Consider the following 25921-nt stretch of genomic DNA (forward strand, 5'->3'; position numbering starts at 1 on the left):
TTATACTACTAATTTTATTAAATTTTTATTGTGATTACTAGCGCTTATATTTAAAAATAACTATTTATGGTACACTTTAATTATATATTTCGCGGAGGTAAGCGATATGATAATTAAAAAGGACCCTAGTCGTCCGTATAAGTTAAGCATCTCATTAGTTATAACTATTTTGCTAGCGATAGCGGTTAAAATGAGATTTGGATTTATTGATTTTTTGGATACTATCATTGTTGGTAGTGTGCAACATGGCCAATCAGGTTTTGAAACGAAACTTTTTACTTTTATTAGTTTTTTGGGCAGCCCGAAGATGGATATTCTTTGGATGTTAGTCATTGCATTTATTTTATGGGGATTTCGTTATAAAGTTCCGGCGTTTTTCGCATTATTTTTGATTATTAGTGGAAACGTAGTGGCGTTCTTAGTAAAACACATTGTAGCGCGTCCTAGACCTAGCATGCATTTAGCTAAAGATACTGGTTTTAGTTTCCCTAGTGGACATGTCGTTGGAACCTTTTTTGTTATTAGTGTGTTATGGATTATCGTGGCACCAATGCTAAAAAAAGAATCAAGTGTTTGGATTATGAGAACTGCTTTAGGAATTTGGCTTATTTTGGTAATGGTTTCTAGAGTTTATTTAAATGCTCATTTTCCTTCTGATGTAATTGGTGGAGCATTCTTTGCTTATACTTGGTTACAAATTTGTGAGTATTTATATGTACGTTATGCACCGGAATTAAGTGAGCGACGAGTTTTTATTCGTTCGTTGTATTAAATAATGAGAGTGATAAATTCAACTGAATTTATCACTTTTTGTTTACGCTAATTTTTAACAAATCTGAAGCTTATTTTTATTAATAAATTATTATTTTCTATCTTGGCAATTAATTATTGTTCTCTTATCTTAATGTGGATTAGATGGTGTAATGTTTTTGTTTCGATAAAAAAGACTTAATTCATTTGAATTAAGTCTTTTTAGTAACTGACGTGGCTGGGCTCGAACCAGCGACATCCTGATTAACAGTCAGGTGTTTCTACCAACTGAACTACACGTCAATATTTAAGTTTTTACAATCATAGCATGGCCTCCTATGGACGTCAATAAAAATTTGAAATTATTTAACAATTTTGGCTCCTAGGACATTTTTAAAATGATTTAAAGCAAATTGTTGATTTTTAGGATCAAAGCTAGCAATTGCATTTTCGTGAATTACTAATTCATAATTTAAATTATAAGCACTAATTGCAGTATGCAATACGCAAATATCTGATGACACTCCAACTAAATGAAGCGTATCGATATGATGTTCACGTAAGATTAAGTCTAAATCAGTTCCCACAAATGAACTATACCGAGTTTTATCCATTAACCAAACGTTTTCAAGATGTTTATGATTTTCATACCATTGATTTAAGTTGCCGTATAGTTTCCGTCCCCAAGAATTACGAATGTTATGGGGTGGGAATAATTTAGTTTCTGGATGATAAGAATCGTCTTTTTGGTGTACGTCAGTTGGCAAAATCACAAGATCACCGTTATTTTTAAATTCTTCAGCCAACTTGATAATTTCTGATTCACAAGCCTGTCCTGCTTTTCCTAAAGTTAAAGCACCATTTTCTGCTACAAAGTCATTGGTATAATCAATAATTAACAAAGCTTTTTTATTCATAACGTGCCCCCTAATATAATTTTATTGTCAGTATAACAGATGATTAACCATGAGCATGTCCACATGAATTATAAAAGAGTATTGCATTCATTTTAATAAGAACTTATACTAAAGATAATTGAATAATAAATTTAAGAAGAGGCGCAGCTTTTATTAGTAACAATTTTGAGACTTACTAGGTTGATGACAGATTGTAAAAGGGAAAGCTGCCGAAACAAAATAAATGGTAACTATTTTGTTGGGGTTTGATTTAATAAATCAAACACTGTCGTATTGTAAAATACGGAGCGCTTTTAAAACTAGAAATTAGTGTATTTTAGTGGGCTCTTCTGAATTAATTCAGAAGAGCCTTTTTAGTTTTTAGCGTTTGCTTAAAAATAGGAGGATATATTGATGGCTGAAAAAAAAGAACATGTAAAGCGTGGATTAAAATCACGTCATGTTTCAATGATTGCCTTAGGTGGTTGTATTGGAACCGGATTATTTGTTGCTAGTGGAGCAGCAGTGCACAATGCTGGACCTGGAGGTGCCTTAGTCGCTTATGTTTTGATGGGGATTATGGTTTATTTTTTGATGACCAGTTTAGGAGAAATGGCAACTAATCTTCCGGTTTCTGGATCATTTTCTACTTATGCTACGAAGTATGTTGATCCAGCAATGGGATTTGCGATGGGATGGAATTACTGGTTTAACTGGGCAATTACAGTTGCAGTCGATATTTCCACGGTTGCGCTAGTAATGGCTTTTTGGTTTCCTCATCTGCCTGCATGGATTTGGAGTGCGGGAGCGTTAGCAATTATTTTTACAATTAATATTTTAGCGGTTTCAGCTTTTGGGGAAACAGAATTTTGGATGTCGTTAATTAAGGTAATTACGATTTTTATCTTTTTAGGTGTTGGTTTTTTAACTATTTTGGGAATTATGGGAGGACATGCCACTGGGTTAAGTAATTTTACCTATAAACAAGCTCCTTTTGTAAACGGGATTCCTGGAATTATTAGTGTATTTGTTGTTGCAGGATTTTCATTTCAGGGAACTGAGTTAGTTGGAATTACAGCTGGAGAAGCTGATGATCCACATAAGAGTGTTCCGAAAGCAATTCATGAAGTATTTTGGCGAATTATTTTATTTTACTTTTTAGCTATTTTTGTGATTGCTGCTATTATTCCATATACTAGTCCTGATTTGTTAGGTTCCTCAGCTTCTGACGTTGCAATTAGTCCGTTTACAATTGTATTTAAACGTGCTGGGTTAGCAGCGGCAGCTAGTGTAATGAATGCAGTTATTTTAACTTCTGTGATTTCTTCTGCTAATTCCGGAATGTATGCTTCCACAAGAATGTTATATTCTATGGCTGATGAAGGATATGCACCAAAACTGTTTGGCAAAGTAAATAAACGCGGCATCCCAGCAGCCGCATTATTAGCTACTACGGTAGTTGCATTGTTGACATTTTTAACTAGTTTTGTAGGTCCCAAAATTTATCTTTGGTTAGTTGCTGCTTCTGGTTTAACAGGTTTTATTGCCTGGTTTGGGATTGCACTGTCACATTATCGTTTTAGACGAGCTTTTATTAAGCAGGGTCATACCCTAGACGAACTAGAATATCACGCTACTTTATTCCCAGTTGGACCAATTATGTGTTTGATACTATGTATTGTAGTAATTTTTGGTCAAGATATTGGTGCTTTTGCTAATGGAGATTGGTTTGAAATTGCTATCACGTATATTAGTGTTCCATTGGTAATTATCTTATTCTTTGCTTACAAGTTTACGCATCATACTCATTTGATACCGCTAGACGAAATTGATGTGTCGCCAGCTAATCTTGAAAATGAAAACAAAAAGTAAAAAGATAAACTAGCTTTTGATTTTTAATGATACAATTAAAAATGCGAGTTAAGCGAATGTCGTTAAAAGGAGATAATCAAATGATAGTTTTATCAGGAACGATTGGTGCTGGAAAAACGTCTCTAACTACTTTGTTAGCAGGACATCTAAATGCACCGGCGTTTTATGAGTCAGTAGATGATAATCAGATTCTACCTTTGTTTTATAAAGATCCAAAAAAGTATGCATTTTTATTACAAATTTACTTTTTGAATAAACGACTTGATAGTATTAAAGAAGCTAGCAATAATAAATATAGTGTGATGGATCGTTCAATTTTTGAAGATTCGTTATTGTTTCATCTTAATGCTGATTTAGGACGGTCAACTGACATTGAAGTACAAACCTATGACTCTTTGTTAGAAAATATGTTACAGCAGATTCCAAATAGTAAGTTTCAAAAGACGCCTGATTTATTAATTTATATTTCGGTTTCATTTGATACGATGTTAAAAAGAATCAAAAAACGTGGTCGATCATATGAACAAATAGATAATGATGCGAGTTTATATGATTATTATCATGAATTAAATCAACGCTATCGTTCGTGGTATGAAAAATATGATTTATCGCCTAAAATAGAGATTGATGGAGATAAATATGATTTCGTTACAAATGAAAAAGCACAAAAAGCAGTTATAAAACTGTTAGATGAAAAAATCAAAGAAGTATTAGGTTAAAATAAATAATTATTGTATAATTAAGAAAAAGCATATTTATAAGTAGAAATACAGAGAGATGGCGTTGCTGAGAGTCATCATTCGAAAATTCCGGTATGTGAATTGGCAGTTAATCCTGCACGGCGATTCCGTTATTAATCAAAATTAAGGGCCTGTAATAATTACAGGAACTTGGGTGGTACCGCGAAAAGACCTTCGTCCCAATTGACGAGGGTCTTTTTTGTTTATTTTTAAAGGAGGAAATAAGAATGTTAGATATGAAAATGATTCGTCAAAACTTAGATTGGTATAAAAATAAGATGGCTGAACGTGGAGTTGAAGCAGAAACCATTGATAAGTTAATGGAATTAGATAATCAACGCCGGGATTTAATTGTAAAAAGCGAATCATTGAAGGCTGAAAGAAATGAAGTATCAGATCAGATTTCACATTTAAAACGGAACAAAGAAAATGCTGATGACGCTATCACACGCATGCGTGAAGTTGGAGCAGAAATCAAGCAACTTGATGAACAGTTGGAGCAAGTTAAAACTGAACAAGATGATCTTGAAGCTCATTTGCCCAACGTTCCACATGATGGAGTTCCAGTTAGTTTAACTGAAGAAGGTGCGGTCGAACTACGCAAGGTTGGAACACCACGTAAATTTGATTTCAAACCCAAACCACATTGGGAAATTGGAGAAAATCTTGATATTTTAGATTTTAAACGTAGTGCTAAAGTTGCTGGTAGCCGATTTGTTTATTACTTAGGTGCTGGATCAATGTTAGAACGAGCTGTTTATAATTTTTATTTAGATGAAAATGATAAAGCTGGTTATACAGAAATCATCCCGCCTTATATGGTTAATTCAGCTTCGATGTTTGGAACTGGACAATTTCCTAAGTTCAAAGAAAACAAAGCTGGTTTTGAAATTAAAGACAGTGATTTGACGATGATTCCCACCGCTGAAGTTCCATTGGTTAACTTTTATCGTGATGAAGTAATTCCAAGTGAAAAATTACCAGTTAAGTTTACTGCTTTGAGTCCAGCTTTTAGATCAGAGGCCGGAAGTGCCGGTAGAGATACAAAAGGACTAATCCGGTTGCACCAATTTAATAAAGTAGAAATGGTGCAATTTACGAAGCCTGAAGATTCATGGGATGCGTTAGAGAACATTACTCATCAAGCTGAAAGTTCCCTTAAAAAACTAGGAATTCCTTATCATGTTATTACTCTTACTAGCAGTGACATGAGTTTTACTGCTTCTATGACTCATGATATTGAAGTTTGGATGCCATCACAGGATTGTTATCGTGAAATTTCAAGTTGTTCAAATACGACTGATTTTCAGGCTCGTCGTGCTCATATTCAATATCGTGATGAAAATGGAAAACTACAATATATTCATACTTTAAATGGTTCTGGATTAGCAGTGGGAAGAACAGTAGCTGCAATTTTAGAGAATTTTCAAAATGATGATGGATCAGTAAATATTCCTGAAGTATTGCAGCCATATATGCATGGAATGAAGAAAATAACTAAGCAAGAATTATTTTAACGATACATTGTTAATATTTAAACCTTATAATAAAACAAATGTATTATTTAAAAATAAATTTAAAAAATTAAATTAATTTTTAGAATGCTCATTACCGAATTAATACCGACAATGAGCATTCTATTTTTATACTATAAAATCCCTTCAAAGTCACTTAAATTATTAATTCTAGTTATTTCTATAAATTAATAAAGCAAATAAAAATGTACTGATTAAAACTATGTTGTAATAATTACTTTGTTAGACAATAAAATTAGACTATGTTATCTTAAAAACATCAATATAAATGATAATGCTATCATTTATATTAATATCTTTTTAAAATGTTTTGGGGAGGGATTTTCCATGTGGAATAGTGAAAATAAGATGCATTATAAAATGTATAAAGCAGGAAAGCATTGGATGTATAGTGCGATTACTGTAACAATGTTTTCAGTTGCTACATTAGGAGGTACATTATTATTAAATAATAACCATGTACATGCCGATACTAATAGTTTGACTCAAGGACAAAAGACAAACATAGGTCAAATCAGTAGTAGTATCACACAAGAAAATACAGGATCTGATTCAAAGAATGAATCAGCAACTAATGATACAGCAGTTACAGAGGAAAAAGCAGTCGCTGATTCCAAAAATGAATCAGTAGCTAATGATAACGCAGCCGCAAAACCAGAAGAACAAAAGCAATCAGCTGCAACAGATACAGCAGCTACAGAGGAAAAAGCAGTTACTGATTCCAAAAATGAATCAGTAGCTAATGATAACGCAGCTGTAAAATCAAAAGAACAAAAACAAGCAGCGTCAACAGATACAGCAGCTACAGAGGAAAAAGCAGGCACTGATTCCAAAAATGAATCAGCAGCTAATGATAACGCAGCTGCAAAACCAGAAGAACAAAAACAGCCGGTTGCAACAACTCCAGCAGCTACAGAGGAAAAAGCAGGCACTGATTCCAAAAATGAATCAGTAGCTAATGATAACGCAGCTGCAAAACCAGAAGAACAAAAGCAGCTAGTTGCAACAATTCCAGCAGCTACAGAGGAAAAAGCAGTTACTGATTCCAAAAATGAATCAGCAACTAGTGACAATACAGCTGCAAAACCAGAAGAACAAAAGCAATCAGCGGCAACAGATACAACAATTGCAGAGGAAAAAGCAGGCACTGATTCAAATAATGAATCAGTAACTAGAGACAATACAGCTACAAAATCAGAAGCACAAACACAAGCAGCTACTGATTCTGAAAATGATTATCAATCAACGGATAATGCACAAGATGTTGATAATACATTAGAAAGTGATAAGTTTAAAAATCTTGAAGTGGTTAACTCAACAACTGATGATCCAAATAATAGTAATGTTACCAAAAATCAAAATGTTGATGAGATTGATGATTCATATGATAAAGCTCAATTACGATTAGCAGCAACTGATACTGATTCTGTAACTGTAACTACTGCACAAGAATTTTATGATGCTTTAACGAAAGGTACCGCGCCTACAATCAATGTTGGAGCTAATATTGATCTTAGCACTTTGGCTCCTAGCGCAGGCCCTACTGAAATAACAATGCAAAATTTGCGAGATAATGTAGTTCTTCAATCCACTCCTGGTGAGACTTATACTGTAGATTTAGGTCCCTATGCTTTTAGAATACAAAACAGTAACGCTAATGTTACGATTCAAAATTTAAAGGCTTTTGGTCGTAGCTATTATGGAATTATTTCTAGAGCAGGTAGATATGATCTTAGTAATTTGGATTATACTGGATCTCAACTAATCTATTCACCAAGTGCTGATATTTATATTCATAATAAGGTTACTTCTGCAAGTGTTACATCATACAACAATGGATTTTCAGGTGGAGAAAAGTATACTCAAGATTGTACTCCAACTAGTGTTCCTAATAGACAACAAGTAATTCAAGGGGAATCAATTACTTTTACTTCCGGAAGTACTTTTGATGCTTCCACAGTTAATGGAAACGTTATTGAATTAAGTTCTGGTGGAAAAGGTGCTGTTTTGGAAGACAATTCTACTGTTACTTTGCATCCACATGGCGCTAATAGTAGTGGAGAAGACATAAGCAATGGTTCTGCTTATGCTATTAAAGCTAGTAGTGCTAATGTATCAATTGGGAAAAATGCAGCTTTGAATATTATTGCTGATGATAGTCAGCCTGCAGATAAAGGGATGACGGCTGGAGCTATTTATCTCAGTGGTACATCAGAAATCAACATCGCTGATAATGGAAAATTAAATGTTGAGACTGATGGACAAGCAAAGTCTGAGCCAATTTATTTAACTAATAGTTCAACAATGAATGTTTCAGACAGTTCATCGTTTACATACAATGGAAATAACCTTGGTAATTATACTGGCGATATTATCCATGTAGATGGAACTGGTATTTTCTCAATTAGTCAAAATGGTAATTTCCAAGTTAATGTTGATGGGAATGGAAAAATTCAAGTTTTTGGAATCAAAAATTCAGGAAACTTTACTGTTGACCACCCAGGGATATTTATTGTTGATACCACAAAAAACACTAATTCTGGAACTACGATGTTGGCGAATGGATCATTAAAAGTAACTAATGCGGAACTGAAATTATCAGATGGGTCTAATTCAATTCCAATTAAATCAGTTACATTGTATTTCCAAAATGGAATAGTAACAGATGTTCAAGATTTACAAACTATCTCTCGATCCGAAATTGATAACTTTATAGGTAAAACTGATATTTTAACGAATCTAGATGATAGTCAACAAGATGCAGACAATCAGGCAATTATTTCTACTTTGAAAAATAATGGTAATGCACTTCGGGTAGTTGAATTTCTTGCTGATACCCCATCAAAAGAGGACAAAGATGCAGCTATCAACAAACTTAAAAATTATGGACAGGCTGCTAAAGATAAGATTGCCAATATGCCTGGGTTGACTCCTGATGAGATTAGCGATGGCCAAAAAGAAGTTGATGATGCAGTAAATGATGGAGTTAATAATATTGAAAGTTCCCAAACTCCAGAAGCAATGATGGGTTCATTGAAAGATGGTGAAACCAACATTGATAAAATTGTTGATGGATTACAAGGAACCAGTGATACTAATATTAAAAATGCTAAACAAACGGCAAGTGATAATGTCGATAATGCTGCAAAAGATGCCATTGATCACATTAATAATGAACCGAACTTAACGCCAGACGAAAAGAAAGATGCCGTTAATAAGGTAACTGATGATGCCAATCAAGCTAAAGATCAGATTAATAACGCTGGTAGTCTAGATGACATTAAGAAGGCCGCTGATGACGGAATCACTAAGATTACTAACGATCAAAATGCTGCTGACTTGCAAAATGCTAAAAACGAAGCTAAAGATGAATTAGCAAAATACGGTCAAGCCACAAAAGATAAGATTGCTGAGATACCAGGTTTAACTAGTGATCAAATCAGTTCAGCAGATAGTGATATTGATAAAGAAGTCGCCAATGGATCTGCAAATATTGATAATGCTAGTGACATTGCAGGTGTTAAAAGTGCCTTAACTACCAGTGAAGGCAACATTGATAAGATTGTTGATTTGCAAAATGCTAAAAACAAGGCTAAAGGTGAACTAGTAAATTACGGTCAAGCTGCAAAAGATAAGATTGCTAAGATGCCAGGCTTAACTAGTGATCAAATCAGTTCAGCTGATGCAGCAATTGATAAAGAAGTCGCTAACGGTTCTGCAAATATTGATAATGCTAGTGACACCGCAGGTGTTGATAGTGCCTTAACTACCAGTGAAGGTAATATTGATAAAATTGTTGATAGTCAACAAGCCGCTAGTGATAGTAAGATTAGTAGTGATAAAACAGCTGCTATTAATAATGTAGATCAAGCCGCAAAAGATGCGATTGATCATATCAATAATAACGATTCCAGCTTGACGCAAGATGAAAAAAATAGTGCGATTAATAAGATAACTGATGATGCTAATCAAGCTAAAGATCAGATTAATAACGCTACTACTCCAGATGCGATTACGAATGCTGAAAATGACGGAATCACTAACATTAAAAATGATCAAAATGCAGCTGATTTGCAAAACTTGCAAAATGCTAAAAACAAGGCTAAAGGCGAACTAGCAGATTACGGACAAGCCGCAAAAGATAAGATTGCTAAGATGCTAGGCTTAACTAGTGATCAAATCAGTTCAGCAGATAGTGATATTGATAAAGAAGTTGCTAATGGTTCTGCAAATATTGATAATGCTAGTGACACCGCAGGTGTTGATAGTGCCTTAACTACCAGTGAAGGTAACATTGATAAGATTGTTGATAGTCAACAAGCTGCTAGTGATAGCAAGATTAGTAGTGATAAGAAAACGGCCAGTGACAATGTTGATCATGCTGCAAAAGATGCGATTGATCACATTAACAATGAACCAAACTTAACGCCAGACGAAAAGAAAGATGCCGTTAAGAAGGTAACTGATGACGCTAATCAAGCAAAAGACCAAATTAATAACGCTGGTAATCCAGATGAGATTAAGAAGGCCGCTGATGACGGAATCACTAAGATTACTAACGATCAAAATGCAGCCGACTTGCAAAATGCTAAAAACAAGGCTAAAGGCGAACTAGCAGATTACGGACAAGCTCCGCAAAAGATAAGATTGCTAAGATGCTAGGCTTAACTAGTGATCAAATCAGTTCAGCTGATGCAGCAATTGATAAAGAAGTCGCTAACGGTTCAACAAATATTGATAATGCTAGTGACACCGCAGGTGTTGATAGTGCCTTAACTACCAGTGAAGGTAACATTGATAAGATTGTTGATATTCAACAAGCTGCCAGTGATAGTAAGATTAGTAATGATAAGCAGTCAGATAGCGATGATGTAGATCATGCCACAAAAGATGCGATTGGTCACATTAATAACGAACCTAACTTAACTCCAGCTAAAAAGAAAGATGTCGTTAAGAAGGTAACTGATGATGCTAATCAGGCTAAGGACCAAATTAATAAGGCCGTTACACCAGTCGAGATTAAGAAAGCAGCTGATAACGGAATTATTAACGATCAAGAGAATTTTAAACATTCTAGTAATAAATCAGTCAGTGAAAATAAAAAAGATCTTCCACAAACTGGTCAAAGCAATAGTGTTCTAGAGCTATTGGGTATAATGGAATTAACTCTTCTTGGAATTTTTGGTTTGGCAAAAACTAAAAAAAGAAAAGAAAAATAATTTTATTTATAATTTAGATTCTCTGTTAATCTTATTAATAAATAAAATGTTTGAATAAATTGTTTTCGCATTAAGCGATTGAATTCTTAGTGAATTCAATCGCTTTTTGTTTAAGAAATTTTAAAAATTATATATTTGAAAATAAAATTATGAAGATTTATATAGATATGAAATTTTAATTAGATATTTTTTAAGAGCTTATACTGATATTCAATTGGTATGAGTCTTTTTTGTATTTCTTAATTTTTTATGTCATTTTAATTAAAAACAATATTTAAATATACTAAGATTCTGTTTTTTGATTAATCAAGGCAAAAAGCGAACATTAAAATTTGTAATTCACTAAAAAGTTAACTTTAATTGACATATATAAGAACTATATGGTTTAATTTATATGAAAGATAGTCCAAAAGGCGAATTATAAGGAGAGTATTAATGGCAAAAGTTATGATTGTGATGGGTTCTATTTCAGATTGGCCAACGATGAAAGAAACTGCTCAAGTTTTGGATGATTTGGGAGTTCCTTATGACAAAAAAATCATTTCTGCTCATCGAACTCCAGATTTATTAACTGAATTTGCAAAAAGTACTTTAAATGAAGGAGTTTCGGTTATTATTGCCGGCGCAGGAGGGGCAGCCCACTTACCCGGTATGATTGCCGCTAATACAATTGTTCCAGTAATTGGAGTTCCCATTAAAAGTAAAGCTCTTAACGGCTTAGACTCACTTCTAAGCATTGTACAAATGCCATCAGGTGTTCCGCGGTTGCAACTGTGGCAATTGGGACTCCCGGTGCCAAAAATGCTGGATATCTAGTTGCGCAACAACTAGCTATGTCTGATAAATCCATTCGAGAAAATGTCATTAATTTTAGAAAAAATGCGGTGCAGTCAGTACTTGAAAGCGAGGAAAAATTAGATGAAGAATAATAAAATTATTCCTCCAGCTACAATTGGAATTATTGGCGGTGGACAATTAGGCCGCATGATGGCAGAAGCAGCCAAACCAATGGGATATAACGTTATTATTTTAGATCCGCAACCTAACTCACCTGCTGGACAAGTTTCAGATAAGCAAATTGTGGCAGAATATGATGATGTTGCTGCTTTAACTGAGTTGGCTAAACTTTGTGATGTTTTAACTTATGAGTTTGAAAATGTTGATACAGATGCTTTAAAACAAGTCTCCGATTTAGTTAGTGTTCCTCAAGGTACTAAACTATTGGAAATCACTTCTGATCGACTATTAGAAAAAGAATTTATCCAAAAAATTGGGCTTCCAGTAACAGATTTTGCAGATGTCGCAACAATTGGAAATCTTCCTCAGGCAGCAGCTAAAGTGGGATATCCAGCCATTTTAAAAACACGTAGTGGTGGATACGATGGTCATGGCCAATGGAACATTGAAAATGAAGCCGAAATGAAGGAAGTTTTACATAAATTAACTGGAAAAATTAATGTACCACTGATTTTGGAAAAGAAATTAGCATTTAATCAAGAAATCAGCATCATGGTAACGCGTGATGGGAATCAAGAAATTAGAACTTGGCCCATTGCTCAAAATACACATCAAGATCACATTTTAAAAACGACTGAAGTAAATAATTATTTACCAGAAAAATTAGTTCAAGCAGCCCATGAATATGCCAGGATGATTGCCGACGCTTTGAATTTAAACGGAGTTTTAGGAATTGAAATGTTCGTGGTTGGCGATGAAGTTTATATTAATGAATTAGCACCGCGTCCCCATAATTCTGGTCATTATTCAATTGAAGGTTGTAATGTTTCTCAATTTGAAGGACATATTCGCAGTATTACTGGGTTGCCAATTGCCAAGATTGCACAATTGGATGATTCAATTTGCATGATTAATCTATTAGGTGATCAGATGACTCAGGCACGCAATGATTTAATTAATCATCCAGAATGGCATTTTCATGATTACCAAAAAGATCAAATTAAACCGAAACGAAAAATGGGTCACATAACCGTTTTAGGACAAAAAAATAGTGAGAATTTAAAAACATGGGAGAAGGCACATCATGAAATCAATTAAAAAAGGGGAACAAATCACTTAAGGAAAAGCAAAAGTGATTTTTGCAACTGATGATCCAGAAGTTTTATGGGTTCACAGTAAAGACCAAGCCACTGCTTTGAATGGTAAAAAGAAGGTAGCCATTAATCAAAAGGGATACTACACCAACCATATTAGTTCCTTATTATTTCAATATTTAAATAGTCAGGACGTAGCAACTCATTTTCTTAGTTTAGAAAGTGATACTGATGTGCTGGTAAAACGTTTGAAAATGATGCCTTTAGAAGTAGTTGTACGAAATTTTGCTTCTGGTCATTTTGTAAGTCGATTTGCAGTTCCTAATATGTTGAAATTAAATCCGCCAGTGCAGGAATTTTATTATAAATCTGATGAGTTAGATGATCCGATGATTAATGATTCCCAAATTATCGCTTTAAAAATTGCCGATGAACAACAAATAAAAGTATTGAAAACTAAAGCTTTGAAAATTAATGAATCATTAAAAGCACTCTTTGAACAGATTAAGATTGATTTAGTCGACATTAAATTTGAGTTTGGAATTACTAAAACTGGCGAGTTAGTTTTAGGTGATGAACTTTCACCTGATAACATGCGGTTAGTTGATCAAGAAACCGGTAAATCACTTGATAAGGATGTCTTTAGAAAAGAAACTGGTAATTTACTTGATGGTTATGCAGTTGTATTAGATCGTTTGCAACAAAAAATAGGAGAATGATTATGTATTTTGGGAGAGTCTACGTTTCATATAAACAATCAGTGTTAGATCCACAAGGTGAAGTCATTAAGTCTGGTTTAACGCACATGGGCTTTAACAAGATTGAATCTGTTAAACAAGGAAAATACTTTGAAATTAAATTTGCAGCTGCTGATATGGAACAAGCTAAACAAGAATTAGTAAAAATGATTGAAGCTCTTTTAATTAATGCCAATACCGAAACGTATCGTTATGATTTAAAAGAATTGGAGGATTAAGCATGAAAGCTGCTGTAATTCAATTTCCTGGTTCTAATTGTGATATGGACATGATGCATGCTTTACAAGATTTTGGAGTTGATGCCACGTTAGTATCACATAATGCAACTGATTTGTCTGACTATGATGCAATCTTTTTACCAGGGGGATTTTCTTTTGGAGATTATTTACGCTCGGGAGCAATTGCTAGGTTTTCACCAATTATGGATGCAGTAAAACAGGCTGATGAAGCTGGTAAAACAATTGTAGGAATCTGTAATGGGTTTCAAATATTGACGGAAGCCGGGTTGTTACCAGGACAATTAATGCAAAATGAGCATCCTGGGTTTCTCTGCGATGAAGTTAAATTAAACATCACAAATGCTGACACTGAATTTAGCCGGGCATATCCAACGAATGAAATAACTTTACCTGTTGCACATGGTGAAGGTCGTTATTATGCAGATCAGGCGACAATTGCCGATTTGGAAAAAAACCAGCAAATTGTATTTAAATATCGAACCAATGTCAATGGTTCTAGTGACGACATTGCTGGAATTACGAATCAAAAGGGAAATGTTTTAGGAATGATGCCTCATCCAGAACGTGCGATTGAAGCAATTCTTGGGAATACTGATGGCAGAAAATTATTTGAAAGCATTTTAGATAATTAGTTGGAAGACAAGGAGTGCGTTATGGGAAAAGTTCCAGAACCAATGAGAAATGAACCTTCTCCAGAAGAAATCAAAGAAAATAAAATTTACCGCGATTGGGCTTTGACGACTGAGGAATACGATTTAATTTGTGAACATTTGCATCGGTTACCTAATTACACAGAGACAGGATTATTTGCTGCTATGTGGTCGGAACATTGTTCATATAAAAAATCTAAGCCGGTTTTGAAGAAATTCTGGTCTAAAAATGAACGTGTTTTACAAGGTCCTGGTGAAGGAGCTGGGGTTTTAGATATTGGCGATCAACAAGCAGTGGTTTTTAAGGCAGAATCGCATAACCATCCTTCAGCGGTTGAACCTTATGAAGGAGCTGCTACTGGGGTTGGTGGAATTCTACGTGATATTTTTTCAATGGGAGCTCAACCAATCGCTGTGTTAGACAGCTTGCGCTTTGGGGAATTGAACAATAACGATACCAAACATCTAGTTAATGGCATCATTGCTGGAATTGCTGGTTATGGAAATGCAATCGGTATTCCAACCGTTGGTGGTGAAATTGGATTTGACGCTACTTATCAAGAGAATCCATTAGTTAATGTAATGGCAGTTGGATTGCTAAATCAAGCTGATATGCAAGTTGGTAAAGCCGAAGGAATTGGTAATCGAATTTTATACGTTGGAGCTAAAACCGGACGAGACGGAATTCATGGTGCTACTTTTGCTTCTAGCGATTTTGATAGTGGAGTCGAAAAAAATCGTTCTGCCGTCCAAGTCGGTGATCCCTTCTTAGAAAAATTAGTGATGGATGCTACCATTAAAGCAATCCGTGAACATGGCGATGAGATTGTGGGGGTGCAGGATATGGGAGCCGCAGGGCTAGTTTCGTCATCTGCTGAAATGGCTGATGAAGCTGGCACTGGTGTTCATCTTGATTTAGATAAAGTTCCGCAACGAGAAACTAATATGACTCCTTATGAATTAATGCTATCTGAATCACAAGAACGGATGTTGTTAGTGGTTAAAGCGGATCGGGTTGCTCAAGTTTCGCAAGTGTTTGCTGATGCTGGACTTTCAGCAGTTGATATTGGTGAGGTTACTGATGATGGAAAATATGTGCTGTCATTTAAAGGCCAACAAGTAGCAGATGTTGATGTTAATTATTTAACTAATCCACCTAAACAAGTAATGCAACAGTCCAAACCGCAGCATCTAAATGATGAAGGTAATAATCAATATCAGCCCCAAATAACTGATGCTAGTGAAACGTTAACGTCCTTATTAAAGCAGAGTACGATTGCTTCTAAAGCCGATTTATTTAAACACTTCGATAGTATGGTTAAAACCAATACCGTTATCAAGCCTGGTGGCGATGCTGCTCTAGTACGAATTAAAGGAACGTCTAAAGCACTTGCAATGACAACTGATATTAGCGGACGCTATACCTATCTTGCTCCAAAAGTTGGGGGAGAATTAGCGGTCGCAGAAGCTGCTCGTAATATCGTAGCAACTGGTGCTACCCCAATTGGAATCACTGATTGTTTGAATTTTGGTGATCCTGACCTGACGATCCAGAAATTTATTATGAACTTGCACAGTCGTGTGAAGGAATTAACGACATGGCAAAAGAACTGAATACCCCGATTATTTCTGGAAACGTTTCTTTGTATAACGAAACTGACGGACAAGCAATTTATCCAACACCAATGGTTGGAATGGTTGGTCTGCTTGATGATGTTCAAAAGGCAACTACGATTAATTTTAAAAGTGCTGACGATTTAATTTACTTAGTCGGCGAAGTTAAGCCGGACTTTAATGGTACTGAATTACAAAAAATGCAAACCGGTAAGATTAATGGCAAGTTAAGCGACTTTGATAAAGATAAGGAGAAACAACATCAACAACTAGTTTTAGCTGGAATTAATCAAGGACTGATCAATAGTGCTCATGACATAGCAGAAGGCGGTTTAGGAGTTACGATTGCTGAAATGACTTTTAATACTAATTTGAGTGCAAACGTCAAACGAGATATGCCGGTTAGCTGGTATTTTGCTGAAACCCCCTCGTTGTTTGTAATAACAGTTAAACCTGAAGATCAGGAACAATTTGAGAAATTAGCTGGAAAACAAGCTAAATTAATGGGGAAAGTAACGAAAAATAACGAATTGAAACTTGAAGCTCGTGATCAAAATATTACATTACCAAAAAATGAAATTGAAAAGAGTTATCAGGAGGCAATAACATGGCAATTGAACCATTAAAATCTGCTAATTCTTTAAATGAAGAATGTGGAATCTTTGGAGTGTGGGGGATGCCGAACGCCGCAGAATTAACTTTTTACGGGTTACATGCTTTACAACATCGAGGACAAGAAGGGACCGGAATCGTTGCTAATAATCATGGTCATTTATGGCAGGAACGTGGTTTAGGGTTACTTAGCACTGTATTTGAAGATCCACAGAAATTAAAAAACTTGAAAGGTAATGCAGCCTTAGGACATGTTCGGTATGCGACGGCTGGATCTGGCGGAGTAGAAAATATTCAGCCGTTTATGGTGAACTTTAATGATATGCAGGTTGCTTTAGCTCATAACGGAAATATTACAAATGCTAAAACGCTGCGCAAGGAATTAGAAGATAAGGGAGCCATTTTTCAATCTTCATCAGATACTGAAATTTTGTTGCATTTAATTCGTCGTTCAAAAAAAGCCACTTTTGTTGAACAATTAAAAGAAGCTTTGAATCAGATTCATGGTGGCTTTGCAGTCTTGTTAATGACCCCAGATGGCATATATGCTGCCTTGGATCCACACGGTTATCGCCCGTTTGTGATTGGTCAGCTTCCTAATGGAGCTTATGTAGCTACTAGTGAGACAGCAGCGTTAAATGCTGTAGGAGCTAGATTTGTTCGTGATGTTCAACCTGGTGAATTAATTACGATTAACGACCAAGGAATGAAAATTGATCACTATACTACTGATACAACCTTAAATATTGATTCAATGGAATACATTTATTTTGCGCGTCCCGATTCTGATATTTATGGGGTAAATGTTCACCAAGCTCGGAAACGAATGGGAGAACAATTAGCCAAAGAAGCTCCTGCTAATGCTGATATTGTTGTGGCTGTTCCTAATTCTTCATTATCAGCTACCATGGGATATGCTGAAGCTTCTGGACTCCCTAATGAAATGGGATTGATTAAAAATCAATATATTGCAAGAACTTTTATTGAACCAACTCAGGAGCGACGAGAACGAGCTGTGCGGATGAAATTAAGTGCGATTCCTTCTGTTCTAAAAGGAAAACGAGTAGTTTTGGTTGATGATTCAATTGTTCGAGGTACGACCTCAAAGTATATTATTCGAATGCTTCGTGAAGCAGGAGCAAAAGAAGTACACGTTCGAATTGCTTCTCCAGCTTTTAAATATCCATCTTTTTATGGCATTGATATGCAAACTAGCAAGGAATTGATGGCAGCAAATAATTCGACTGAAGAAATGCGCAAGAAAATTGGAGCCGACTCGCTTCAATTTTTATCAACTGAAGGCTTGGTTGATTCAATTGGATTACAGCATGCTGGTAAGGGAAACGGATTAACGACCGCTTATTTTGATGGTCATTATCCTTCTCCTATTTATGACTACGAACCTGAATTAGCTGCGAAAGAAAAAACAGGAGAAATTACTTTCGATCCCGAAGTGGGTCAGTAATATTTAAGGAGGATTGGAATGGGAAAAGACGCTTATGCCAAAGCCGGAGTTGATATTCATGCTGGCGATGAAGCAGTCCAAAAGATGCGTTCCGTAGTTGAGGCTACCTATACTCCCCAAGTACTAGCTGGACTAGGCGGTTTTGGATCGGTTTTTGAATTGCCAGTCGGTTATCAGCATCAAGTATTAGTGAGCGGAACTGATGGAGTTGGAACCAAATTATTATTAGCCATCGGTGCCGATAAACACGATACTATTGGGCAAGATTTAGTGGCGATGGTAATGAATGATATTATTGCAGAAGGAGCTAAGCCCCTTTTTTTACAAGATTATTTAGCGGTTGATAAAATGCGTCCTGAAACGGCAGCTGAAATTATTAGTGGAATTGCTCAAGCTACTAAAGCAGTTGGAGCATCGTTAATCGGCGGTGAGTCAGCTGAACTCCCTGGTCTTTATGCGGAAAAACATTATGATTTAGCAGCTTTTGGAGTTGGAATTGCCGAAAAAGATGAAATTCTTGATTCACCAAAAAATGCTACTGCCGGAGATATTTTGCTAGGATTGCCATCTTCTGGAATTCATTCCAATGGCTATTCGCTAGTTCGCTTAGTGTTTGGAATTAAAGATTCCAAGGACTTCAAAAAATTGTCCGATGATTTACAATCTCAGTTATTAACTCCAACTACGCTATATTATCCCTTGATTAGTAAATTGCTTGATAACCATCAAATTACTGGAATTAGTAACATTACTGGTGGTGGAATTGTCGGCAATCTGCCACGAGCCTTTAGCAAAAATTTACAAGCAAAATTAACATGGGGCAGTTGGCCAGTTTTAGATATTTTCAATTTATTACAACAAACTGGTGATTTAAGTACGAAAGACATGTTAAAAACGTTTAACAACGGGTTGGGAATGATTTTAATTGTGAAGCCAGGGAATTTAAATGCTGTGATGAATCATTTCAAAAAAATCAATCAATCAGTTTATGAAATTGGTAAATTACAACCTAAAACTAATTCAACTGATGCTGAAGTTATTTTTGAAGGAGAATCTCCATGGAAAAAATAACTCGGTTAGCTGTTATGGCATCTGGCAATGGTACTAACTTTGCTGCTTTACTAAAATATATTCAATCACAAAAGTTACCAGCCCAAATTGTCCGTTTAGTGGTTGATCATGATGATGTCAAAGTAATCCAAATTGCTAAGCAAGAAAACGTTCCAATCTTCATTATTAACTACAAAGATTATCCAAATCGTAAGGATGCTGAAGCAAAGATTTTGCAACAATTAGCTGCTGACCAAGTCGATGGGATTTTGTTAGCAGGTTATATGCGGATTTTAACACCACAATTTGTTCAAGCTTATCCCCAAAAAATTATTAATATTCACCCAGCTTTACTACCCAGCTTTCCCGGACGACAGGGAATTGATGATGCCTATAATTATGGCGTGAAAGTCACAGGGGTTACCATTCATTTTGTCAATGATGGCGTTGATAGTGGAAAAATTATTGCACAAGAACCAGTAAGAATTGAAGCAGATGACTCGTTAGATTCATTAGAAGCGAAGATTCATGCTGTCGAACATCAGTTATATCCAAAAACATTACAGAAGTTGATTACAGAGGGAGTATTTAAATCATGAGAAGAGCGTTAATTAGTGTTTCAGACAAAACCGATGTGGTTTCATTTGCAAAAGGATTGGAAAAACTTGATTTTGAAATTGTTTCAACTGGTGGAACTTTTAAAGCATTACACGATGCTGGCGTGAAAGTTATTCCAATTGAGGATGTAACTAATTTTCCAGAAATGTTAGATGGACGGGTTAAAACACTTCATCCCAATGTTCATGGCGGGTTATTAGCTCGTCATGATGTTCCTGCTCATATGCAACAACTAAAGGAAGAAAAAATTAAACCGATTGATTTAGTAGCAGTTAATTTATATCCTTTTAAAGAAACGATTGAAAAACCAAACATCACTGAAGCAGATGCCATTGAACAAATTGATATTGGTGGTCCCTCAATGCTTCGTTCTGGTGCCAAAAATTATCATGATGTATTGTCAGTTGTTGATCCAGCCGACTATTCAAAAGTGTTACAAGCAATTCAAGATAAAACTGATACTCCAGCATTTCGAAAAGAACTAGCTGCAAAAGTATTTAGACATACTGCTGCTTATGATGCTTTGATTTCTCAATATTTGACTGGTCCAGAATTTACGCAAAAAGTAACTAATACTTATGATTTATTTGAACCATTACGTTACGGCGAAAATTCACAACAAAAGGCGACTGCCTATCGTGATGCAATTTCTGAACCCTATTCTGTTTTAAACGCTAACATCTTACATGGTAAACAGCTTTCTTATAACAATATTCGTGATGCAGATGCGGCTTTACGAATTATCGCAGAATTTTCTGATCCAGCAGTAGTGACCGTTAAACATATGAATCCAGCTGGAATTGGGATTGGAAGAAACATTGAAGAAGCCTGGGATAAAGCGTATGAAGGTGACGATATTTCTATCTTTGGTGGAATTGTGGCTTTAAACCGTCCCGTTGATTTAGCCACTGCTAAAAAATTACACAGTATTTTTCTTGAAATCGTGATTGCTCCTAGTTTTGACGATGATGCTTATGAAGAATTAGCTCGAAAAAAGAATCTTCGCTTGTTAACGCTTCCCTTTACCAATCAAATTCCCCAAAAAATTGAAACCACTTCTGTTTTAGGTGGGGCCGTAATGCAAGATCGCGATTTAGAAACGGAAACAATGGATGATTTGAAAGTAGTTTCTAAAAAGCAGCCGACGGAAGCTCAAATGAAAGCAATGTTGTTTGCACAAACAGCAGTTAAATATGTAAAGTCAAATGCGATTGTGGTTGCTAGTGAAGGGCAGACCCTTGGAATCGGTGCCGGACAACCTAATCGGATTGATTCAGTTAAAATTGCAATTGACCATGCTCAATCAAAACCCAGCTTTAAAAATGCGGTATTAGCTTCTGATGCCTTTTTCCCAATGGATGATTCAGTTGAATATGCCGCTAAACATGGAATTGATGCTATTATTGAACCAGGAGGATCAATCAAAGATCAAGATTCCATTGATAAAGCTAATGAATTAGGGGTTGCTTTAGTATTTTCTGGTAATCGTCACTTTAAGCACTAAGGAGTAATCGATGGCAAAAGTATTAGTGATTGGGTCGGGAGCGCGTGAACATACTATCGCGCAGACCTTTAAACGTAGTCCTCAAGTTGATGAAATATTTGTAGTGCCAGGAAACGACGGAATGAAAAGTGCTGGAATTTCACCAGTTACTATTGACACTTCCGACTTTCCAGCTCTCATCAAATTTGCGAAGGAACATCAAGTTGATTTAACTTTTGTTGGAAATGAAGCACCGTTAGTAGCTGGAATTGTTGATGCTTTTGAAGCAGCTGGTTTAGCAATCTTTGGTCCTAATCGGCAAGCGGCAAAATTAGAAGGATCAAAAGCATTCATGAAGAAACTTTTAGCTGATGCTGACATTCCAACTGCCAAAGCTGAAACCGTAACTTCATTGAGTGCCGCTGAGAAAGTTGCCGAGGAGTTGGGATATCCAATTGTGATAAAAACGGATTCTTTAGCCGCTGGTAAGGGAGTTTCCATTCACCAAAATCAAACAGCTGCCAATGAATTTTTAACTAAGTTATATCAAAAACAGCCCAAAGCTAAATTGGTAATTGAAGAATATTTAGAAGGTTTTGAATTTTCTGTTTTTTCCTTAGTTGGGAAAGATCAAGTTATTCACACGCCGATTGCTCATGATTATAAACGGCGGTTTGAAGCCGATCGTGGACCAAATACTGGTGGAATGGGCTCATATAGTCCAGTTGCTAATGTTTCAAAAGAGAATGTTAAATTAGCAATTGATCGGTTAGTCTTGCCAACTTTAGCATCAATGAAACAACAAAACACTCCGTTTCATGGTGTTTTATATACTGGTGTGATGTTGACAAAATCTGGTCCCAAAGTAATTGAATTTAACGTTCGGTTTGGCGATCCGGAAACACAGGTGGTCTTGCCACAATTGCAAAGTGATTTTTATACTTTGATTATTGACTTGTTGGCTGTCAAACAGACGAATCCTAAATGGCAGCAGACAGATACTTATTTAGGAGTTGTGCTAGTAAATCCTAATTATCCGGCTGCCAATCAGAAAATATATGAAATACCTAGTTTAAACAAAGATATACTAGTTAATTATGCAAGTGCTAAGCTGCAAGGAAATCAGTTAGTGAGTGATGGTGGTCGAATTTTAACTACAGTTGTTCATGCTCCTATGTTAGAATTTGCACGTGAAAAAATTTACACCATTTTAGATAATACAAAAATGAACTTGGAATATCGACAAGATATTGGTAAATTAAATAATAACTAACTACAACATAACTTTTGAGGTGGAAAAATGAAGAGTGATATTGAAATTGCACAAGCTGCAACTATGTGGCCAATTGAAAAAGTAGCTAAACAAGCTGGGTTTGTTTCAGATGAAGTGATTCCTTACGGAAAAAATACCGCTAAGATTGAAATAAACGAACAGCTGCATAAGAATGAAAACGGTAAGTTAGTGTTAGTGACCTCAATTAATCCCACTCCAGCAGGAGAGGGTAAATCAACTGTTGCAGTTGGGCTGGCTGATGCCTTGAATTTAGCTCATCATAAAACTATGTTGGCATTACGAGAACCCTCACTTGGACCTGTTATGGGAATGAAGGGTGGAGCAACTGGAGGCGGTATGTCACAAGTTTTGCCAATGGATGATATTAATTTACATTTTACTGGTGATTTTCATGCTTTGACAATTGCGCAAAATACTTTAATGGCATTGGTTGATAATAGTATTTATCAAGGCAACAAATTGAATTTAGATCCCCGTCAAGTGTTATTAAAACGAGTTTTAGATGTTAATGATCGTGAGTTGCGTCATATTGTCGTTGGTTTGGGAGGAAGAACAAGTGGAGTTCCTCGTGAAAGTGGTTTTGATATTACGGCTGCTTCAGAATTAATGGCAATTTTAACTTTGTCGACTGATTTAAATGATATGCAACGCAGAATTAATAAAATCGTGGTGGGTTATACATATGATAAAAAACCTGTTACAGTTGCTGAATTAGGAGTTGCGGGAGCAATTACTACCTTATTAAAAGATGCAATTAAGCCCAACCTAGTTCAAACTATGGGACATACTCCAACTTTGATTCATGGGGGACCTTTTGCAAATATTGCCCAGGGAACTAATTCAATTCAGGCTACTAAGATTGCCTTGAAAATGGGTGATTATGCGGTAACTGAAGCCGGATTTGGTGCTGACTTAGGTGGAGAAAAATTCTTAGATGTTAAGACACCACTTTTAGGAAAACATCCAGATACAATTGTGATTGTTGCTACTGTCAGAGCTTTAAAGATGCATGGTGGAATGGATAAAAAAGATCTTAATCACGAAGATACAGCTGCTTTACAAAAAGGGCTGGCAAACTTAGGGCAACATATTAGTAGCATGAAACGTTATGGTGTCCCAGTGGTAGTTGCCATTAATAAATTTACTAATGATACCGATGCTGAGTTAAAAATGATTGAAGATTATGCAGACCAACAAGGTGTGAAAGCTTATCCTGCTGATGTGTGGGGTCAAGGTGGACAAGGTGCTACTGATTTAGCTGCTGGCGTTGTAACTGCTACTGAACAACCAGCTGATTTTCAACCTTTATATCAACCAGACGATAGTATTACTACTAAATTAAACAAAATTGTTCAAGTAATTTATGGTGGCAAAGGGATTGAATTGTCACCAAAAGCCAAAAAGCAAATTGCTAGTTTTGAAAAATTAGGCTGGGATAAGTTACCAATTATTGTTGCCAAGACCCAATATTCATTAACTGATGATGCAAAACAAATTGGAAAACCTGAAGATTTTGTGATTCATATTCGTGAGTTTGTGCCTAAGTTGGGTGCCGGTTTCTTAGTTGCGATGGCTGGTAACATTTTGACAATGCCCGGACTGCCCAAAGACCCAGTTGCTAATCATATTGAGATTGATAATGATGAAAAGATTACCGGATTGTTCTAAATTGATAGCGTATAATTATTTTGTAGCTTATTGCAAAACTATATTTTGAAATAAAAGAGGAAATTGCAGATGATTGATAGATATTCACGAGCACCAATGAAGAAAATTTGGAGTATGCAAAATCAATATCAAACTTGGTTGGATGTTGAAATTGCAATTGATGAAGCCTGGAATCAGCAAGGAATGATTTCTGATGCTGAAATTAAAAAAATCCAAGATAATGCAACTTTTGATGTTGATAAAATTGCAGAAATTGAAAAAGAAACTCATCATGATATTGTCGCTTTTACCCGCAATGTTTCTGAATCATTAGGACCTGAAAAACGCTGGATTCACTACGGAATTACTAGTACTGACGTAGTTGATACTGCACAAGGCTTACGTTTGAAACAGGCTAATCAAATCTTACGCAGTGATATCGAAATGTTAATGGAAACCATTAAAAAAATGGCATTGAAATACAAAAATACAGTTGAAATTGGTCGGACTCACGGAGTTCAAGCCGAACCAACTACTTTTGGTTTGAAAATGGCACGTTGGTATTCAGAAATGAAACGGAATCTAAAACGTTTTGACGAAGCTGCTGCAGAGGTTGAAGCTGGGAATATTTCTGGGGCTGTCGGAACTTATGCATATATGCCGCTTGAAATTGAACAATATGTTTGTAAAAAATTTGGTTTGCGTCCACAAGAAATCACTAGTCAAGTTTTGCCTCGTGATTTACACGCTGAATATATTGCTACCCTTGCCTTGATTGGTACAAGTTTAGAAAATTTTGCAACTGAAATTCGTGGTCTGCAAAGATCAGAAATTCACGAAGTTGAAGAACTATTTAATAAAGGCCAAAAAGGTTCCTCAGCTATGCCGCATAAACGGAATCCAATCGGTTCAGAAAATATTACCGGGTTAGCTCGGACCTTGCGAGGCTTAATTACAACTGCTTATGAAAATGTTTCATTATGGCATGAACGGGATATCTCGCATTCTTCTGCAGAACGTATCATTCTTCCAGAGGCTACTACTTTATTAGATTATATGTTAAATCGCTTTAACGGGATTTTAAGTAATTTAGTAGTTTTCCCGAACCGAATGAAAGAAAATATGAAAATTACTTACGGACTAATCTTTAGTCAGCGAGTAATGCTTGAGTTGATTGAAAAAGGTATGAGCCGTGAAGCAGCTTATGATTTAGTTCAGCCATTAACTGCCAAAGCTTGGGATGAACATCAACAATTTAAACCATTAGTTGAAAATAACGAAGAAATCAGCAAAAAATTGTCTCAAGAAGAAATTGATGAAATTTTTGATTATCATTATCAGATTCGTCATGCAGATGAAATTTTCAAACGTGTAGGGTTGGAATAAAAACTTAAATAATTTTTAATTAACAGTAGAATTCAAATTGAA

The 25921-nt window shown here is 35.7% G+C and carries 18 protein-coding genes, 1 tRNA gene, 2 pseudogenes and 1 riboswitch; of the genes and pseudogenes, 19 read left to right on the top strand and 2 right to left on the bottom strand.

Translation table 11 applies throughout. The features are described 5' to 3' along the window. Positions 1-106: 106 nt before the first annotated feature. Positions 107-772, top strand: coding sequence for a phosphatase PAP2 family protein (locus BHU33_RS04260; protein WP_054645890.1), 666 nt, complete (start codon positions 107-109; stop codon positions 770-772). A gap of 207 nt (positions 773-979) precedes the next feature. On the opposite strand, the gene BHU33_RS04265 is transcribed toward BHU33_RS04260, so the two are convergent. Together BHU33_RS04265 and BHU33_RS04270 are read right to left on the bottom strand one after the other, a co-directional pair. Continuing rightward, positions 980-1053: transfer RNA gene (locus BHU33_RS04265), tRNA-Asn, on the bottom strand. 59 nt (positions 1054-1112) lie between these two features. Next, positions 1113-1667 (bottom strand): cysteine hydrolase family protein, encoded by a 555-nt coding sequence (locus tag BHU33_RS04270; protein WP_054645889.1) that lies wholly within the window; start codon positions 1665-1667, stop codon positions 1113-1115. Positions 1668-1795: 128 nt separating this feature from the next. Then, positions 1796-1968: riboswitch (Lysine riboswitch) on the top strand. A 92-nt stretch (positions 1969-2060) separates the two neighbouring features. Here BHU33_RS04270 and BHU33_RS04275 point away from each other — a divergent pair. The 18 genes and pseudogenes from BHU33_RS04275 to purB all read left to right on the top strand — a co-directional run bounded on the left by BHU33_RS04275 (position 2061) and on the right by purB (position 25879). Continuing rightward, on the top strand, positions 2061-3518 hold the full coding sequence (locus BHU33_RS04275; RefSeq protein ID WP_054645888.1) for an amino acid permease: 1458 nt from the start codon (positions 2061-2063) through the stop codon (positions 3516-3518). A gap of 80 nt (positions 3519-3598) precedes the next feature. Then, complete coding sequence (locus BHU33_RS04280; RefSeq protein ID WP_054645887.1) at positions 3599-4237, top strand: deoxynucleoside kinase; 639 nt, start codon at positions 3599-3601, stop codon at positions 4235-4237. Between the two features lie 248 nt (positions 4238-4485). Continuing rightward, positions 4486-5775, top strand: a complete 1290-nt coding sequence (serS, locus tag BHU33_RS04285) for a serine--tRNA ligase (RefSeq protein ID WP_054645886.1) — start codon at positions 4486-4488, stop codon at positions 5773-5775. Positions 5776-6120: 345 nt separating this feature from the next. Then, positions 6121-10455: a DUF1542 domain-containing protein gene (locus BHU33_RS04290; protein ID WP_103433994.1), complete on the top strand. Its 4335-nt coding sequence runs from the start codon at positions 6121-6123 to the stop codon at positions 10453-10455. After that, on the top strand, positions 10449-11012 hold the full coding sequence (locus BHU33_RS04295; protein ID WP_103422821.1) for an LPXTG cell wall anchor domain-containing protein: 564 nt from the start codon (positions 10449-10451) through the stop codon (positions 11010-11012). The genes BHU33_RS04290 and BHU33_RS04295 overlap by 7 nt, the downstream gene beginning before the upstream one ends. A gap of 435 nt (positions 11013-11447) precedes the next feature. Further along, positions 11448-11941 (top strand): annotated as a pseudogene (gene purE, locus BHU33_RS04300) (5-(carboxyamino)imidazole ribonucleotide mutase). Then, positions 11931-13067, top strand: a complete 1137-nt coding sequence (gene purK, locus BHU33_RS04305) for a 5-(carboxyamino)imidazole ribonucleotide synthase (RefSeq protein ID WP_054645883.1) — start codon at positions 11931-11933, stop codon at positions 13065-13067. The pseudogene purE and the gene purK overlap by 11 nt, the downstream one beginning before the upstream one ends. Before the next feature lie 34 nt (positions 13068-13101). Beyond that, complete coding sequence (locus tag BHU33_RS04310) at positions 13102-13782, top strand: phosphoribosylaminoimidazolesuccinocarboxamide synthase (RefSeq protein WP_054645882.1); 681 nt, start codon at positions 13102-13104, stop codon at positions 13780-13782. Between the two features lie 2 nt (positions 13783-13784). After that, the gene (gene purS, locus BHU33_RS04315) at positions 13785-14039 is read left to right on the top strand and encodes a phosphoribosylformylglycinamidine synthase subunit PurS (RefSeq protein WP_054645881.1); all 255 of its coding nucleotides are present in this window, start codon (positions 13785-13787) and stop codon (positions 14037-14039) included. Between the two features lie 2 nt (positions 14040-14041). Next, complete coding sequence (purQ, locus tag BHU33_RS04320) at positions 14042-14692, top strand: phosphoribosylformylglycinamidine synthase subunit PurQ (protein WP_054645880.1); 651 nt, start codon at positions 14042-14044, stop codon at positions 14690-14692. A 21-nt stretch (positions 14693-14713) separates the two neighbouring features. Continuing rightward, a pseudogene (gene purL / locus BHU33_RS04325) lies at positions 14714-16950 on the top strand (phosphoribosylformylglycinamidine synthase subunit PurL). Further along, on the top strand, positions 16932-18401 hold the full coding sequence (gene purF / locus BHU33_RS04330) for an amidophosphoribosyltransferase (RefSeq protein ID WP_056997694.1): 1470 nt from the start codon (positions 16932-16934) through the stop codon (positions 18399-18401). The pseudogene purL and the gene purF overlap by 19 nt, the downstream one beginning before the upstream one ends. An 18-nt stretch (positions 18402-18419) precedes the next feature. Then, positions 18420-19472 (top strand): phosphoribosylformylglycinamidine cyclo-ligase, encoded by a 1053-nt coding sequence (gene purM / locus BHU33_RS04335; RefSeq protein ID WP_054645879.1) that lies wholly within the window; start codon positions 18420-18422, stop codon positions 19470-19472. Then, entirely contained in the window at positions 19460-20050 is a 591-nt protein-coding gene (purN, locus tag BHU33_RS04340) for a phosphoribosylglycinamide formyltransferase (RefSeq protein ID WP_056997693.1), read from the top strand. The genes purM and purN overlap by 13 nt, the downstream gene beginning before the upstream one ends. Continuing rightward, positions 20047-21573, top strand: coding sequence for a bifunctional phosphoribosylaminoimidazolecarboxamide formyltransferase/IMP cyclohydrolase (purH, locus tag BHU33_RS04345; protein ID WP_054645878.1), 1527 nt, complete (start codon positions 20047-20049; stop codon positions 21571-21573). Before purN ends, purH begins: the two co-directional genes overlap by 4 nt. A gap of 10 nt (positions 21574-21583) precedes the next feature. Continuing rightward, entirely contained in the window at positions 21584-22825 is a 1242-nt protein-coding gene (purD, locus tag BHU33_RS04350; RefSeq protein ID WP_054645877.1) for a phosphoribosylamine--glycine ligase, read from the top strand. Between the two features lie 27 nt (positions 22826-22852). After that, positions 22853-24514: a formate--tetrahydrofolate ligase gene (locus BHU33_RS04355; RefSeq protein WP_056997692.1), complete on the top strand. Its 1662-nt coding sequence runs from the start codon at positions 22853-22855 to the stop codon at positions 24512-24514. A gap of 69 nt (positions 24515-24583) precedes the next feature. Next, positions 24584-25879, top strand: coding sequence for an adenylosuccinate lyase (gene purB / locus BHU33_RS04360; protein ID WP_054645876.1), 1296 nt, complete (start codon positions 24584-24586; stop codon positions 25877-25879). Positions 25880-25921: the final 42 nt, after the last annotated feature.

The organism is Fructilactobacillus lindneri DSM 20690 = JCM 11027 (genome assembly GCF_002907375.1).
Taxonomy (GTDB): Bacteria; Bacillota; Bacilli; order Lactobacillales; family Lactobacillaceae; genus Fructilactobacillus; species Fructilactobacillus lindneri.

Excerpts from the sequence above, each read along its gene's own strand:
- BHU33_RS04270 (WP_054645889.1), bottom strand. The coding sequence starts at position 1,667 with ATGAATAAAAAAGCTTTGTTAATTATTGATTATACCAATGACTTTGTA.
- BHU33_RS04290 (WP_103433994.1), top strand. The coding sequence starts at position 6,121 with ATGTGGAATAGTGAAAATAAGATGCATTATAAAATGTATAAAGCAGGA.
- BHU33_RS04260 (WP_054645890.1), top strand. The coding sequence starts at position 107 with ATGATAATTAAAAAGGACCCTAGTCGTCCGTATAAGTTAAGCATCTCA.
- purM (WP_054645879.1), top strand. The coding sequence starts at position 18,420 with ATGGGAAAAGACGCTTATGCCAAAGCCGGAGTTGATATTCATGCTGGC.
- BHU33_RS04275 (WP_054645888.1), top strand. The coding sequence starts at position 2,061 with ATGGCTGAAAAAAAAGAACATGTAAAGCGTGGATTAAAATCACGTCAT.
- purS (WP_054645881.1), top strand. The coding sequence starts at position 13,785 with ATGTATTTTGGGAGAGTCTACGTTTCATATAAACAATCAGTGTTAGAT.
- purK (WP_054645883.1), top strand. The coding sequence starts at position 11,931 with ATGAAGAATAATAAAATTATTCCTCCAGCTACAATTGGAATTATTGGC.
- BHU33_RS04295 (WP_103422821.1), top strand. The coding sequence starts at position 10,449 with ATGCTAGGCTTAACTAGTGATCAAATCAGTTCAGCTGATGCAGCAATT.
- purQ (WP_054645880.1), top strand. The coding sequence starts at position 14,042 with ATGAAAGCTGCTGTAATTCAATTTCCTGGTTCTAATTGTGATATGGAC.
- purH (WP_054645878.1), top strand. The coding sequence starts at position 20,047 with ATGAGAAGAGCGTTAATTAGTGTTTCAGACAAAACCGATGTGGTTTCA.
- purD (WP_054645877.1), top strand. The coding sequence starts at position 21,584 with ATGGCAAAAGTATTAGTGATTGGGTCGGGAGCGCGTGAACATACTATC.
- purN (WP_056997693.1), top strand. The coding sequence starts at position 19,460 with ATGGAAAAAATAACTCGGTTAGCTGTTATGGCATCTGGCAATGGTACT.
- serS (WP_054645886.1), top strand. The coding sequence starts at position 4,486 with ATGTTAGATATGAAAATGATTCGTCAAAACTTAGATTGGTATAAAAAT.
- BHU33_RS04355 (WP_056997692.1), top strand. The coding sequence starts at position 22,853 with ATGAAGAGTGATATTGAAATTGCACAAGCTGCAACTATGTGGCCAATT.
- purF (WP_056997694.1), top strand. The coding sequence starts at position 16,932 with ATGGCAATTGAACCATTAAAATCTGCTAATTCTTTAAATGAAGAATGT.
- purB (WP_054645876.1), top strand. The coding sequence starts at position 24,584 with ATGATTGATAGATATTCACGAGCACCAATGAAGAAAATTTGGAGTATG.
- BHU33_RS04280 (WP_054645887.1), top strand. The coding sequence starts at position 3,599 with ATGATAGTTTTATCAGGAACGATTGGTGCTGGAAAAACGTCTCTAACT.